This is a genomic window from Bacteroidia bacterium, from assembly GCA_039924845.1.
Lineage (GTDB): Bacteria > Bacteroidota > Bacteroidia > DATLTG01 > DATLTG01 > DATLTG01.
Map to the genome: position 1 here is coordinate 1 of JBDTAC010000010.1, position 12,745 is coordinate 12,745.

A 12,745-nucleotide genomic window follows, 5' to 3' on the forward strand; every position below is an offset into this window, starting at 1 on the left:
GTGGATGACAAAGAAGGAACTGCCGATTGTTACGGATGTATTGGAAGTGCGTATACCAAACAACACAATTATTCAGAAGCGATTAAAAATGATTTACTCAGCTTGCAAATGCTGCAAGAAATTGGCAGTAAAAATGGAATCGCAACGTTGTACAGCATACTCGGAACTTTGTATGCAGACGAAAAAAATTATGGAGACGCGTTGAAAAATTATTCGTTCGCTTTGTCTATTCGAAAAGAAATTGGCGACAAAGAAGGTATCGCACAATCGTACGAGAATTTTGGAAATCTATACATTCAACAAAAACATTTTGCAGCAGCGATAACTGTTCTTGAAAATGCAAAAGTAATGGCAGATTCTATCGGAGAAAAAAATATTTTGAAAGATACCTACAAACTACTTTCCGAAGCCAATTACGGAGCAGGTAATTTTAAAGCAGCGTATGAATTTCATGAAAAATATACGAATTTAAAAGATACCATTCTAAATGACAAAAATCAAAAGCAAATTGCCGAAATGAGCACCAAATATCAGAGTGAAAAAAAAGACAAAGAAATTCAATTACTTAATAAAAACAAGGATTTAACGGCAGTAGAAATACAAAAACAAAAAGCGGAGCGAAATGCATTTATTGTCGGATTTATATTAATGATTGTTTTGGCATTTTTTATTTTTAGAAGTTACCGTGAAAAACAAAAAGCGAATGAAATAATTACCGCACAAAAGATAGAAGTGGAACATCAAAAAACAATAGTAGAAGAAAAAAACAAAGATATTACCGATAGCATTTATTACGCTCGACGAATACAACGCGCCTTGCTTATTTCTGAGCAATATTTAAAAAAACAATTGCCCGATTATTTTATTTTATACCAACCAAAAGACATTGTGAGTGGCGATTTTTATTGGGCATTAAACATACAGAATACTTTTTTAATTGCTACCGCAGATTGTACTGGACACGGTGTTCCTGGAGCATTTATGAGCATGCTTGGCATCAATTTTCTAAATGAAATTGTGGTTGAAAAAAATATTTTAGAGCCGAATAAAATAATGGATGAATTGCGTCAAAATATTATCCACGCACTTAATCCTGAAGATACACAAGAGGAAGCGAAAGATGGAATGGACATGGTTTTATGCGCGTTCGATTTCAAGAATAAAAAATTAAAATTGGCAGCCGCCAATAATCCAGTTTGGATTGTTCGAAATACTACAAATGAAATGCCTTTTTTGGAAGAAATAAAACCGGATAAATTTCCTATTGGGAAACACGATCAAGATCAAATTCCGTTTACGGCACACGAAATAAGTTTGCAAAAAGGCGATGTTGTTTATACGTTTACAGATGGTTACGCCGATCAGTTTGGTGGATCGAAAGGAAAGAAATTTAAGTACAAACAACTAAAAGAATTAGTACTCGCTAACTTTTCAAAACCGATGAACGAGCAACAAAAAATAATAGCAGAAACGCTTGTCAACTGGAAAGGCAATTTAGAGCAAGTGGATGATATTTTACTGATTGGAATTAAAGTGTAAAATGAGTCTTCGAAAAAATATTTTTTCGAGCGGACAAAAATAAAAAACAAAAAAAATCAGCTTTTCTTTTTGTACAAAGGCACAGTTGAGCAAGGTTCGCCATACATAATACTTTTTGCAAGTGGTCGTAAAAGTCTTGTCAATTCTACGTAAGCAGAAACAGGAACCGAAATTTTACTACAACCTTTTATCACTACGCGTTGATCTGCAAACGACTGTACATCTAACTTAGAAAGACTTTCTTGAAATAAATTTATTTCTAAATTTTCCATTGTTCCGAAAAATATTTTTTTGGCGAAAGGCTCTAAAACCACTGTTAACAACATATACGCCCAAGTTGGAACAATCGCATCGGAGGAACAAATAATAGCTACAAATTTATTTTTGTACTGTTCCCAATTTTCATTTTTCACAAATTCCCGAAACTCTTTTTCGCGTAAAATCAATCCTTGAAACAAATGTTCTTTTATATCGAAAACAACACGGTCACCCTTTTGATAAAGGTCTCCCAGATTAATTTCCATCAATCCACTTTGTGAAACTTTGTTTACGATTGGTTCCATTTCGTTTACATAAATCCCAATTCCAATTGTGCTACTTCACTCATCATTTCTTTTTCCCAAGGTGGTTCAAAAGTAAGCTCTACTTTCGCAAGCCTCACTCCTTCTACTTCTCCGAGTTTAATTTGAACATCTGGCGGCAAGGTTTCCGCAACAGGACAGGAAGGCGAAGTGAGTGTCATTTTTAAATTCACATCGTTTTCAACACTTACTTTTATCTCGTAAATCAATCCCAATTCCCATATATCTACAGGAATTTCAGGATCATAACACGTTTTGAGCATGTCAATTATCTTTTGCGACAACTCGGTATTTTCGGAAATAATTACTGCGGGCATTTGTATTTATTTTATTTCTATTGACTTGATAATTTACTTTTATATGCAATCGCATCTAATTTCATTTGCTTTATCATGCTTAGCAAACCGTTGCTGCGCGTAGGAGACAGATGTTGTTGTAATCCAATTTTATTTATAAACTCCATTTTTGCATCTAATATTTCTTGAGGCGTATGATGCGATAACACTCGAATAATCAATGCTACCAATCCCTTCGTAATAATCGCATCACTGTCGGCTGAAAAAATAATTTTTTCGTCCAACAATTCGGAATGCAACCAAACCTTGCTCTGACAACCTTTTATCAAACGATCATCCGTTTTAAATTCGGCTTTTATCATTGGCAACGATTTTCCTAATTCGATGATGTGTTCGTATTTTCCCATCCAATCGTCAAACAATTCGAACTCTTCAATAATTTCTTGTTCGGTTTCAGTTATGTTCATCAATATAAAAATTTTGCATAGGATATTTTAAGTTTAATTTTTTAAATAAATCATCATCAATAAATGTTTGATATAAAGCCATTTTTCCGGTATTTAATGCTTTAGAGTTTTTAATTTCTGAGTATGGAATCCAAAATATATTATCAGAATTGAGCAATCCTTCTGAATCATAACAATTAAAGTTTATTCCAATAGCATTAATTTTTTTTGAAATAGTTATTGCAGCAGGAACATAATTCGAGTCATTTTTGGGAATACTAAAAATCCATTTTTCTTTTATCATAAGATTAGAATATAAATGGGTTTCAGGTAATATATCATTTGCTCCTTGAGAAGTTTTGAGAGTATCTTTACAAATATTTCCCAGTTCATCTCTCGTTACCTCTTTTTTGCAATCTGCATCAGTAAATGCTTCCACATTTCCTCCAGAAACAAAATTTGATAATTGGGAAACCCAATAAGTTAATGGCATAATAGTTAATGAATCAGCATTTTTAAAACTGATACTTCTGATTGAAATATTTTTCTCGGTCAGCGAATCATCATCATAGTCGTTAATATAATTAATAAAAATATCTTCGATAATCGAGGATAATCGTTTTGTTTCAGAAGGACTAAGAAATTTATCGTAATCATTTAATGGAACTGCGAATAAAGGTTCTTTAATAGTCGTAATAGTATTATATCTATAATTATTCTCGTTGTAATAATAGAGTCTCGAGAAGCCAAGTATTTTCGCATTAGTAAGGGTTGAATCCCATTGAATTTCAATTTGGTATTGATTGGTTTTAAATTTTCGTATTTTATTAAAATCATTTTCTCGCACTTGGTATAATGTATATGGAATATCAAAAAAACAACTTGTATATTTATCAACATAAAGAGGAAGATAAACGGCATTTTTATTTTGTTTTTTTTCTTTGTAATTTTTATTCAGAATGCTCATTTCGGCAACTATATTCATTAATTTTGTTTCCACAGAATCTAAAAAATGGATTTCGGAAGTATCTCGTATATCAACAATAATTTTACTTGTTTGTGCATTTATTTTTAATGCATACGACAAGAAAAAGATTCCGCAAAAAATTATTTTTTTCATGTTTTTACTTTAACATTTTAATTGCGCGCTCAAGACCTTTCACAAATTCATCCACTTCTTCTGTCGTATTGTAAAAAGCAAAAGTAGCACGTATCGTTCCCGGAATTTTATAAAACAGCATCAGCGGTTGTGTGCAATGATGACCAGTGCGCACAGCAATCCCGAGCTGATCTAAAATGGTGCCTATATCAAAAGGATGCGTGCCCTCAATAAAGAAAGAGAGAACGCCTGCTTTTTCTTTTGCTGTACCAATGATGCGTAAATCTTTTATGCGACTTAATTTTTCGGTGGCATAATGCAATAATTTTTGCTCTTGAAAAAATATTTTTTCGAGACCGATTTTTTGGATGTAATGAAGTGCCTCTGCTAAGCCGATAACGCCTGCAATGTGTGGCGTTCCAGCTTCAAATTTCAAAGGCAAATCTTCGTAAATTGTTTTTTCGAACGTAACCGTTTTTATCGTTCCGCCACCAGTTTGATAAGGCGGAAATGCATTTAGAAATTTTTCTTTTCCGTACAAAACGCCTATTCCTGTTGGACCAAAAACTTTATGTCCGCTGAAACAATAAAAATCAGCATCCAAATCTTGCACATCTATTTTTGTGTGAGGCACAGCCTGCGCGCCATCTACCAATACTGGAATATTTTTTTCGTGCGCCAAAGCAATCATTTCCTTTATCGGATTAATCGTTCCGAGCGTATTGGAAATGTGCGTTATCGCTACAATTTTTGTTTTAGATGAAAATATTTTTTTGTATTCATCTAATACTAATTCTCCAGTTTCATTAATCGGAATGACTTTTAAAACTGCGCCTTTTTCTTCGCAGATTTGTTGCCACGGCAGGATATTGCTGTGATGTTCCATCGCGCTGATAATAATTTCATCGCCTTGAAAAATATTTTTTTTCGCGAAACAGGTCGCAACCAAATTTATCGATTCAGTAGTTCCTTTAGTGAAAATAATTTCATGAGAAAATTTCGCGTTGAGATGTTTTTGAACAGTGATTCGTGCTGCTTCGTAAGCTTCGGTAATCTCTCTGCTCAAGGCATGTACGCCGCGATGAATGTTTGCATTTTCATTTGAATAATAGTTAGAAATCGCATCAATAACCGATTTTGGTTTTTGTGCTGTAGCTCCGTTATCGAAATAAATCAAAGGTTTCCCGTTTACTTTACGCGATAAAATAGGAAAATCCGAACGAATTTTTTGTAGATCAATGGCAGTATCAACTGTCACCAAATTAATTGGTTTTAGTGTTGTCATCTTGTAATCTTTTCTCAATCAACTTTTCTATATACACTTTCAACGCCTCTATTTTCAGGGTGTTTACCACATCCACGGCAAAAGCATACATCAATAATTTTTTTCCAGATGCTTCACTTAATCCGCGCGAACGCAAGTAAAATAAAGCATCTTCGTCTATTCTTCCAGTGGATGTTCCGTGCGAACATTTTACATCATCTGCATAAATTTCCAATTGCGGTTTTGCATTAATAGTCGCGTCATCACTTAATAAAATATTTTTACTGCTTTGATACGCATTTGTTTTTTGCGCATCTTTTCGAACCATAATTTTTCCGTTAAAAACACCCGTTGATTTCTCATTTAAAATGCCTTTGTACAACTGCCGACTTTCACAATTCGGCGCACAATGATCCACCAAAGTATGGTTATCCACGTGCTGATTTCCTTTCGTGATAAACAAGCCGTTGAGGTGCGTTTCGCAATGTTCCGCGTTTAGCGCGATGTTTAAATTATTGCGAATCCATGATCCACCTAAAGTAAAAGTATTGGTGTCGAAATGCGAATTAGCTTGTTGTGAAACATTTGTAGCATGAATCCGATTTCCGTTTTCACATTCTTTTTGAAGCGTATAATAATGCATTTTTGCATTTTCCGCAATCGAAATTTCAGTAACTGTATTCGTAATTATTTTTACAGGAAGGTCAAAAGTATCAATCGTTTCAATGATTTTCAGTTCAGATTTTTTTCCAATCAAAAATAAATTTCGCTGATTAAAAAAAGTCGACTGTTTTGCCGTTACAAGATTTAAAATGTGCAACGGTTTTTCTAAAATGATATTTTCTGGAACATAAATAAAAAGCCCATTGTCCGTAAAAGCGGTGTTTAGCGCGACAAATGCGTCGGAATTAATGTCTGCATAATTTGAAAAATGTTTTTCAAAAATAGCAGTATGTTGTTTCGAAGCTTCTAAAAAATCACATACAATAATCGTTTTCGGAAGGTTTTCTAACATCGAATTTTCTTTCGAAAAAATTCCGTTTACAAGCACAACAACATCCGTATTCAAATGCGGAATAAGTTGTTTTTCTATTTCCTTTTGAGAAATTTTTGCCAATGAATTTTGGTATGCAAATTCCTCTTTGAAAAATAATTTTTCAGGAGAAGAATATTTATATTCTTCATTTTTTCTATTTGGAAATCCTTGTTTCAAGAAACTTTCCATCGCTTTCGCGCGACTATTTTTCAAAAAAATACTGCCCGAAAAATTATTTTTTTGACGCTCATATTCTGTGGCAAAAATTGCGGCAGTATCTATTTTTTCTATGCTTGCGGTCATCGACATTTTAATTCTTATTACTGTGCTTAAATTTTTTTTCAAGTGCTTCTATATCCGCTTTATCTTGTGTTCTGCCTGTGCTTAATTTATTTTTTTTGAGATCTTCGTAATGAATATAACGAAGTGAAATACCTTGAATTTCTTTTGTCAATGCTCGTTTAGTACAATCTGAAAACTCAACTCCGTCAATAGAAGTTAGTACTTCAATCCTTACCGGTTCTCTTCCAAAACTAATACCTGGCGAAGGATTTTGTTTGGTTGCATTTTGTAATAATTGTTCTTTATTTATTTGCGCAAGAGGTCCTCCAAAATCGCTCACTACTTTTAATAAACGGTCGGCATTTTCATCCGTTTTTTGTATCCAAATATCTAAATCTCCCGTATATCTTGGGTGTCCGTGAAGACCAACTGCATATCCTCCAACAACCATATACGCAACATTATGATGATTTAACAACTTAATAAAATCCCAAAAATCTTTGTTGATATTCATCTGTATTCGAAATAAGTTCTATCCATTTTAGGAGAAAGTTGGTTCATTTCTATCCACTGCGCACGTAAAAATTCTATGGCGTAATAGCGTTCTTCCACAGAGCGTTCTATCCAAAAAATACTTTCCATTTCCGCTTCTTCCGCAGAGGAAACATTTTTTACAATGGTTCTGTCCATCTTAAAAAAACTTGATATATCGAATTCTTCCGTCATATTATGCCATTAATTCGGCTTCTTTTTTTATCCAATCGTATCCTTTTGCTTCTAATTCCAACGCTAATTCTTTGGTTCCAGATTTCACAATTTTCCCTTGATACAAAACGTGAACGAAATCTGGAATAATATAATCTAAAAGCCTTTGATAATGCGTGATAACAACGGTTGCATTTTCTTTTGTCTTCAACATATTTACGCCATTTGCCACAATCCGCAAAGCGTCAATATCAAGTCCACTGTCGGTTTCATCCAAAATAGAAAGTTTTGGATTCAACATTGCCATTTGAAAAATTTCGTTGCGTTTTTTTTCTCCTCCACTGAAACCTTCGTTTACCGAACGATTCGCCAATCCGCCTTGCAACTCCACCAAGGCTTGTTTCTCTTTCACCATTTTCAAAAAATCTTTTGCTTCGATAGGCGGTAACCCTTTGTAAGCACGAATTTCAGTAATAGCTGTTTTCAAAAAATTAATATTGCTCACACCCGGAATTTCTACTGGATATTGAAATGCGAGAAATAATCCTTCTGCAGCGCGTTCTTCAGGAGCAAGGTCTAAAATATTTTTGTCGTTAAAAAAAATTTCTCCAGCAGTAATTTCATATTCTGGTCTACCCGCTAACACATTTGCCAAGGTGCTTTTGCCAGAACCATTTGGTCCCATAATAGCGTGTATTTCACCTTTCTTTATCTCCAGATTAAATCCTTTGAGAATTTCTTTTCCGTCAATACTTGCGTGTAAATTTTTTATGGATAACATATTTTAAGTTATAATGTTTTAAGGTTTAGAAGTTGTAATATTTTGTTTCATTTTAAATTCTTTCAAATAAGTTATAAAAGAACCTAACTTTTTACTCACATCTAAAGCCTCATTGTTTATTTTTTTAAATTCTGATTCTGTTATGTAATTCTGATTTTTTGAAATTAATAATTGTGTTCTCAATTCTCCTGCCGAACCTTTCGCAATTACTAAAAAATATTTAAATTGATTCGTACTGTTTCGTTCAAATCCTTCCGCGATATTAGAAGGCACCGAAATTGCCGATTTCCTTATTTGATCTCTTAACGCAAAATCTTTACTAAAAAAATTATTATTTGTTATTGCATAAATGGAATTTGTCAATAGAATCGCTAATTGCCAAACGACTAACTCTTCTATTTTCTCCACTTTTGCCATACAACTTTAAAGCTTTTTAACCTTTCAACTTGTAACAAAGAATTAACCCACACTTCCTTCTAAACTAACTGCTAATAATTTTTGTGCTTCAACGGCAAATTCCATTGGCAGTTTATTTAATACTTCTTTGCAATAACCATTTACTATTAATCCGATTGCTTTTTCTGTCGGAATGCCGCGTTGATTGCAATAAAATAATTGATCTTCGCCAATTTTAGAAGTGGTTGCTTCGTGTTCTACAATCGCTGTTTTGTCTTTTATTTCGATGTACGGAAATGTATGCGCGCCACATTTATCGCCCATTAATAAACTATCACATTGCGAAAAATTACGTGCATTTTTTGCGCCTTTCGAAATTTTTACCAAACCTCTGTAACTGTTGTTGCTAAAGCCTGCTGAAATTCCTTTCGAGATAATTGTGGAGCGTGTATTTTTTCCGATATGTGTCATTTTTGTTCCAGTATCCGCTTGCTGATAATTATTGGTAACCGCAACAGAATAAAATTCTCCGACAGAATTGTTTCCTTTCAAAATCACGGAAGGATATTTCCACGTAATGGCAGAACCGGTTTCTACTTGTGTCCAAGAAATTTTTGCGTTATCGCCCAAACAAATTCCGCGTTTGGTAACGAAATTAAAAACGCCACCTTTCCCGTTTTTGTCGCCTGGATACCAATTCTGAACAGTTGAATATTTTATCTCACCATTTTTATGCGCAATTAATTCTACCACTGCAGCGTGTAATTGATTCTCATCGCGGCTTGGAGCGGTACAGCCTTCCAAATAACTTACATAAGCGTCTTCGTCGGCGATGAGTAAAGTACGCTCAAATTGTCCAGTTCCGGCTGTATTAATCCTAAAATAAGTGGATAATTCCATCGGACAACGAACGCCTTTCGGGATGTAGCAAAAAGAACCATCCGTGAAAACGGCAGAATTTAAAGCCGCATAAAAATTATCGGTATAAGGAACAACGGTGCCCATATATTTTTTCACCATTTCGGGATGTTCTTGCACAGCTTCGCTGAACGAACAAAAAATAATTCCTTTCTCTGCCAAGGTTTCTTTAAAAGTAGTTTTCACCGAAACGCTGTCCATCACAATATCAACCGCAATGCGTGATTCAACGCCACTTAAACGTTTTTGTTCTTCTATAGAAATACCTAATTTTTCAAATGTTTTTAGTAATTCCGGATCTACTTCATCCAAACTACCAAGTGTTTTTTTAGGTTTTGGAGCCGAATAATAAATAATGTTTTGAAAATTGGGTTTGATGTAGGAAACGTGTGCCCAGTTAGGTTCTTCCAATGTAAACCAGTGGCGCAAGGCTTTTAAACGATATTCCAACATCCATTCTGGTTCGTTTTTTTTAGCCGAAATAAAACGAATAATATCTTCATTTAAGCCTTTTGGCGCATTGTCTGCTTCAATATCGGTAACGAAACCGTACTTGTATTCTTCGTTAATTTTCTCCGCTAATATCTCGTTTGCCATTTTCTTTTATACTGAAAAACTTTCTCCACAACCGCATGTTCTGCTTGCATTTGGATTAATAAATACGAATCCTTTTCCGTTCAATCCGCCGGAATAATCCAGTTCTGTTCCGATGAGGTACAAAAAACTTTTTTTATCCACTACTACTTTAATACCTTTGTCTTCAAACACTTGATCGCCCTCTTTCATCTGGTTATCAAATTCTAATTTATACGATAAACCAGAGCAACCGCCACCTTCTACCCCAACGCGGATAAAACTATCCAAAGGATGTTTTTCTTGTTGTATCAAGCTCAGGGCGTGTTGTTTAGCATTTTCTGAAACTGTTATCATAACATATTGATTTTCAAATTTATACTCGCAATTCTTATTTAGATTAAATCTAAAGAGAGTACAAAATTACCTAAAAAGAGGGATACTTGCAAATAATTAATAGAGTTTTTTTAAGGAATTTTTGTGTGAATTAAAATCCCTTTTTTTACTGCTCGAAAAATTATTTTTTTGAACGTGCTTTTTTGAAGTAGAAAAACGTGCCTGAAAAATTATTTTTTCAAAGAAGCAGAAATTATGATTCTAAAAAGAACTATTTTTATGCGTCCAAACTAAAATCTAAAAACATAATGGCACGAATCAATCCTTACCTCACGTTTAACGGCAATTGCGAACAAGCATTTATTTTTTATCTTTCTGTTTTTGGCGGAAAATTCAAAGATTTTAGTCGTTTCGGAGAATTTTCTCCTATTAAAGGACAAGAACTTCCAGAAAGTGACTTAAATAAAATAATGCACGTTTCGCTTCCAATTAGTAAAGAAACTATTTTGATGGGCAGCGATGCACTTCCCATACATGGCGCCATTACCATTGGTCAGAACTTGTCACTTTCCGTAGATACTGATACGAAAGAAGAAGCAGATAAAATTTTTAACCAACTTGCAAAAGGCGGAAAAATAACTATGCCGATTGCTACTACTTTTTGGGGTGCGTATTTCGGAATGTTAATCGATCCATTTGGTATTATTTGGATGGTAAATTACGACGAAAAAAAATAAATATGTAAACATTTATAGTTCTATTTACTCCCGAATAGACCTATTTTATTCATCTTCAGAGAAAATAATTTGTTTAAAACGTGTCGGGCGATTGTTAAAAAGAAAAAAAAAGAGTTCTTTCTTTTTTCGTATTTTTGAGTAAGAAATTTTTTAAAATCAGTTTTGGTTTATTTGCAGGCACAACGCTGAAAAGACGGAACTATTACATAAAAACAGCATGAACGAAACTAACGACAAACTAAAAACAGAACAAAAACGCAAATTCACACCTTCTAAATCTTACAATAATTTTTCAGAAACAGGGAAACTTCCACCACAAGCTGTTGAATTGGAAGAAGCAGTGTTGGGCGCATTAATGCTCGAAAAAGACGCACTCACCAATATAATTGATGTGTTGCAACCAAAAAGTTTTTACAAAGAAGCGCACGAACGTATTTTTTCTGCCATCCAACAATTATTTATGCGCTCCGAGCCAGTGGATATTTTAACGGTAACCAATCAATTAAAAAAAACGGGCGAACTCGATATAGTAGGTGGCGCGTATTACATTACACAACTCACCAATCGCGTGGCATCGGCTGCTAATGCAGAGTTTCATGCGCGGATTATTGCACAAAAATACATTCAGCGCGAATTGATTCGTGTTTCCACGGATACCATTAAAGATGCGTACGAAGACAGCACCGATGTGTTTGATTTATTAGACACTGCCGAAAAAAATCTTTTTTCGATTGTGGAAGGAAACATCCGTAAAAATTACGATAAAATGAGCACGCTTATCAACAAAGCGCTCATTCAAATTGATACCGCAAAAAATTTAAAAACAGGTGTAACAGGCGTTCCTACAGGTTTTACAGAACTCGACAGAGTTACTTCTGGCTGGCAAAAATCTGATTTGTTAATTCTAGCAGCACGCCCTGGTATGGGTAAAACAGCTTTTGTACTTTCCATCGCGCGCAACGCAGCGATTGATTTTCAAAAGCCAGTAGCTATTTTTTCTTTAGAGATGTCGTCGATACAGCTCGTAAATAGGCTTATTGCGAGCGAAACGGAATTATCGGCAGATAAATTACGCAAAGGACAATTGGAGCCACACGAATATCAACAACTGCATGCAAAAATAACACATCTCGCGGAAGCGCCTATTTACATTGATGATACACCGGCTATTTCGGTTTTCGAATTGCGTGCCAAAGCACGACGATTGAAAGAAAATCATAAAATAGAAATGATCGTAATCGATTATTTGCAATTGATGACGGCTGGAAGCGACAACAATCGCGGAAATCGCGAACAAGAAATTAGTACCATTTCGCGTTCCTTAAAAAGTTTAGCGAAGGAATTAGAAATTCCAGTAATTGCACTTTCTCAATTAAGCAGGGCGGTGGAAACGCGCGGTGGTTCTAAGCGTCCGCAACTTTCCGATTTACGTGAATCGGGAGCGATTGAGCAAGATGCCGATATGGTGATGTTTATTTATCGCCCAGATTATTACGGAATGGAAGGCGAACATCCAGATGCGGTACAAGGCGAAGCGCAAATTATCATTGCGAAACATCGTAATGGAGCCTTGAAGGATGTGAAATTGCGTTTTATTGATCGCTTGGCGAAATTTGTGGATGCGCCGTCTGAAGGCAATTACGCGCCTTTGGAACCTTCCAACGATTTTGATCCAACAAACAATATCATTCGCGGTTCGAAAATGAATGACATCGAAGAATCTCCTTTTTAAAAAAATAATTTCTAAGAAATAAAT

The 12,745-nt window shown here is 34.7% G+C and carries 15 protein-coding genes; 3 read left to right on the plus strand and 12 right to left on the minus strand.

Annotation, left to right across the window (positions count from 1 at the left end):
- Positions 1-1,539: SpoIIE family protein phosphatase (locus ABIZ51_01270; protein ID MEO7087402.1), on the plus strand; the 1,539-nt coding region annotated here is incomplete at its 5' end.
- A gap of 56 nt (positions 1,540-1,595) precedes the next feature.
- On the opposite strand, the gene ABIZ51_01275 is transcribed toward ABIZ51_01270, so the two are convergent.
- From ABIZ51_01275 to ABIZ51_01330, 12 genes are read right to left on the minus strand one after another with little or no spacing between them, the layout of a single operon-like run.
- The gene (locus ABIZ51_01275) at positions 1,596-2,102 is read right to left on the minus strand and encodes a DUF2480 family protein (protein MEO7087403.1); all 507 of its coding nucleotides are present in this window, start codon (positions 2,100-2,102) and stop codon (positions 1,596-1,598) included.
- Positions 2,103-2,107: 5 nt separating this feature from the next.
- Positions 2,108-2,437, minus strand: a complete 330-nt coding sequence (locus tag ABIZ51_01280; GenBank protein MEO7087404.1) for an iron-sulfur cluster assembly protein — start codon at positions 2,435-2,437, stop codon at positions 2,108-2,110.
- Positions 2,438-2,454: 17 nt separating this feature from the next.
- On the minus strand, positions 2,455-2,883 hold the full coding sequence (locus ABIZ51_01285; GenBank protein MEO7087405.1) for a SufE family protein: 429 nt from the start codon (positions 2,881-2,883) through the stop codon (positions 2,455-2,457).
- Complete coding sequence (locus tag ABIZ51_01290; GenBank protein ID MEO7087406.1) at positions 2,870-3,982, minus strand: hypothetical protein; 1,113 nt, start codon at positions 3,980-3,982, stop codon at positions 2,870-2,872. The genes ABIZ51_01285 and ABIZ51_01290 overlap by 14 nt, the downstream gene beginning before the upstream one ends.
- Positions 3,983-3,986: 4 nt before the next feature.
- Positions 3,987-5,246 (minus strand): cysteine desulfurase, encoded by a 1,260-nt coding sequence (locus tag ABIZ51_01295; GenBank protein MEO7087407.1) that lies wholly within the window; start codon positions 5,244-5,246, stop codon positions 3,987-3,989.
- Positions 5,224-6,570 (minus strand): Fe-S cluster assembly protein SufD, encoded by a 1,347-nt coding sequence (gene sufD, locus ABIZ51_01300; GenBank protein ID MEO7087408.1) that lies wholly within the window; start codon positions 6,568-6,570, stop codon positions 5,224-5,226. Before sufD ends, ABIZ51_01295 begins: the two co-directional genes overlap by 23 nt.
- Position 6,571: 1 nt before the next feature.
- Complete coding sequence (locus tag ABIZ51_01305) at positions 6,572-7,021, minus strand: hypothetical protein (GenBank protein MEO7087409.1); 450 nt, start codon at positions 7,019-7,021, stop codon at positions 6,572-6,574.
- Positions 7,022-7,053: 32 nt separating this feature from the next.
- Entirely contained in the window at positions 7,054-7,233 is a 180-nt protein-coding gene (locus ABIZ51_01310) for a hypothetical protein (GenBank protein MEO7087410.1), read from the minus strand.
- Positions 7,234-7,270: 37 nt separating this feature from the next.
- Positions 7,271-8,029, minus strand: a complete 759-nt coding sequence (sufC, locus tag ABIZ51_01315) for a Fe-S cluster assembly ATPase SufC (protein ID MEO7087411.1) — start codon at positions 8,027-8,029, stop codon at positions 7,271-7,273.
- Positions 8,030-8,047: 18 nt separating this feature from the next.
- Positions 8,048-8,446, minus strand: a complete 399-nt coding sequence (locus tag ABIZ51_01320; protein MEO7087412.1) for a four helix bundle protein — start codon at positions 8,444-8,446, stop codon at positions 8,048-8,050.
- A gap of 42 nt (positions 8,447-8,488) precedes the next feature.
- Positions 8,489-9,940 carry a Fe-S cluster assembly protein SufB gene (gene sufB, locus ABIZ51_01325; protein MEO7087413.1) on the minus strand — a complete coding sequence of 484 codons (1,452 nt, stop codon included), beginning with the start codon at positions 9,938-9,940 and terminating at the stop codon, positions 8,489-8,491.
- Positions 9,941-9,946: 6 nt separating this feature from the next.
- Positions 9,947-10,273 (minus strand): iron-sulfur cluster assembly accessory protein, encoded by a 327-nt coding sequence (locus ABIZ51_01330; GenBank protein ID MEO7087414.1) that lies wholly within the window; start codon positions 10,271-10,273, stop codon positions 9,947-9,949.
- 287 nt (positions 10,274-10,560) lie between these two features.
- Between ABIZ51_01330 and ABIZ51_01335 the strand changes: the two genes are divergently transcribed.
- Positions 10,561-10,989 (plus strand): VOC family protein, encoded by a 429-nt coding sequence (locus tag ABIZ51_01335; GenBank protein MEO7087415.1) that lies wholly within the window; start codon positions 10,561-10,563, stop codon positions 10,987-10,989.
- A gap of 217 nt (positions 10,990-11,206) precedes the next feature.
- Positions 11,207-12,721, plus strand: coding sequence for a replicative DNA helicase (gene dnaB / locus ABIZ51_01340; GenBank protein ID MEO7087416.1), 1,515 nt, complete (start codon positions 11,207-11,209; stop codon positions 12,719-12,721).
- The last annotated feature ends 24 nt before the right edge of the window (positions 12,722-12,745 follow it).

What these genes read in the sequence shown, in the direction of transcription:
- ABIZ51_01275 (MEO7087403.1), bottom strand. Translation starts at nt 2,102, where the DNA reads ATGGAACCAATCGTAAACAAAGTTTCACAAAGTGGATTGATGGAAATT.
- ABIZ51_01280 (MEO7087404.1), bottom strand. Translation starts at nt 2,437, where the DNA reads ATGCCCGCAGTAATTATTTCCGAAAATACCGAGTTGTCGCAAAAGATA.
- ABIZ51_01285 (MEO7087405.1), bottom strand. Translation starts at nt 2,883, where the DNA reads ATGAACATAACTGAAACCGAACAAGAAATTATTGAAGAGTTCGAATTG.
- ABIZ51_01290 (MEO7087406.1), bottom strand. Translation starts at nt 3,982, where the DNA reads ATGAAAAAAATAATTTTTTGCGGAATCTTTTTCTTGTCGTATGCATTA.
- ABIZ51_01295 (MEO7087407.1), bottom strand. Translation starts at nt 5,246, where the DNA reads ATGACAACACTAAAACCAATTAATTTGGTGACAGTTGATACTGCCATT.
- sufD (MEO7087408.1), bottom strand. Translation starts at nt 6,570, where the DNA reads ATGTCGATGACCGCAAGCATAGAAAAAATAGATACTGCCGCAATTTTT.
- ABIZ51_01310 (MEO7087410.1), bottom strand. Translation starts at nt 7,233, where the DNA reads ATGGACAGAACCATTGTAAAAAATGTTTCCTCTGCGGAAGAAGCGGAA.
- sufC (MEO7087411.1), bottom strand. Translation starts at nt 8,029, where the DNA reads ATGTTATCCATAAAAAATTTACACGCAAGTATTGACGGAAAAGAAATT.
- ABIZ51_01320 (MEO7087412.1), bottom strand. Translation starts at nt 8,446, where the DNA reads ATGGCAAAAGTGGAGAAAATAGAAGAGTTAGTCGTTTGGCAATTAGCG.
- sufB (MEO7087413.1), bottom strand. Translation starts at nt 9,940, where the DNA reads ATGGCAAACGAGATATTAGCGGAGAAAATTAACGAAGAATACAAGTAC.
- ABIZ51_01330 (MEO7087414.1), bottom strand. Translation starts at nt 10,273, where the DNA reads ATGATAACAGTTTCAGAAAATGCTAAACAACACGCCCTGAGCTTGATA.
- ABIZ51_01335 (MEO7087415.1), top strand. Translation starts at nt 10,561, where the DNA reads ATGGCACGAATCAATCCTTACCTCACGTTTAACGGCAATTGCGAACAA.
- dnaB (MEO7087416.1), top strand. Translation starts at nt 11,207, where the DNA reads ATGAACGAAACTAACGACAAACTAAAAACAGAACAAAAACGCAAATTC.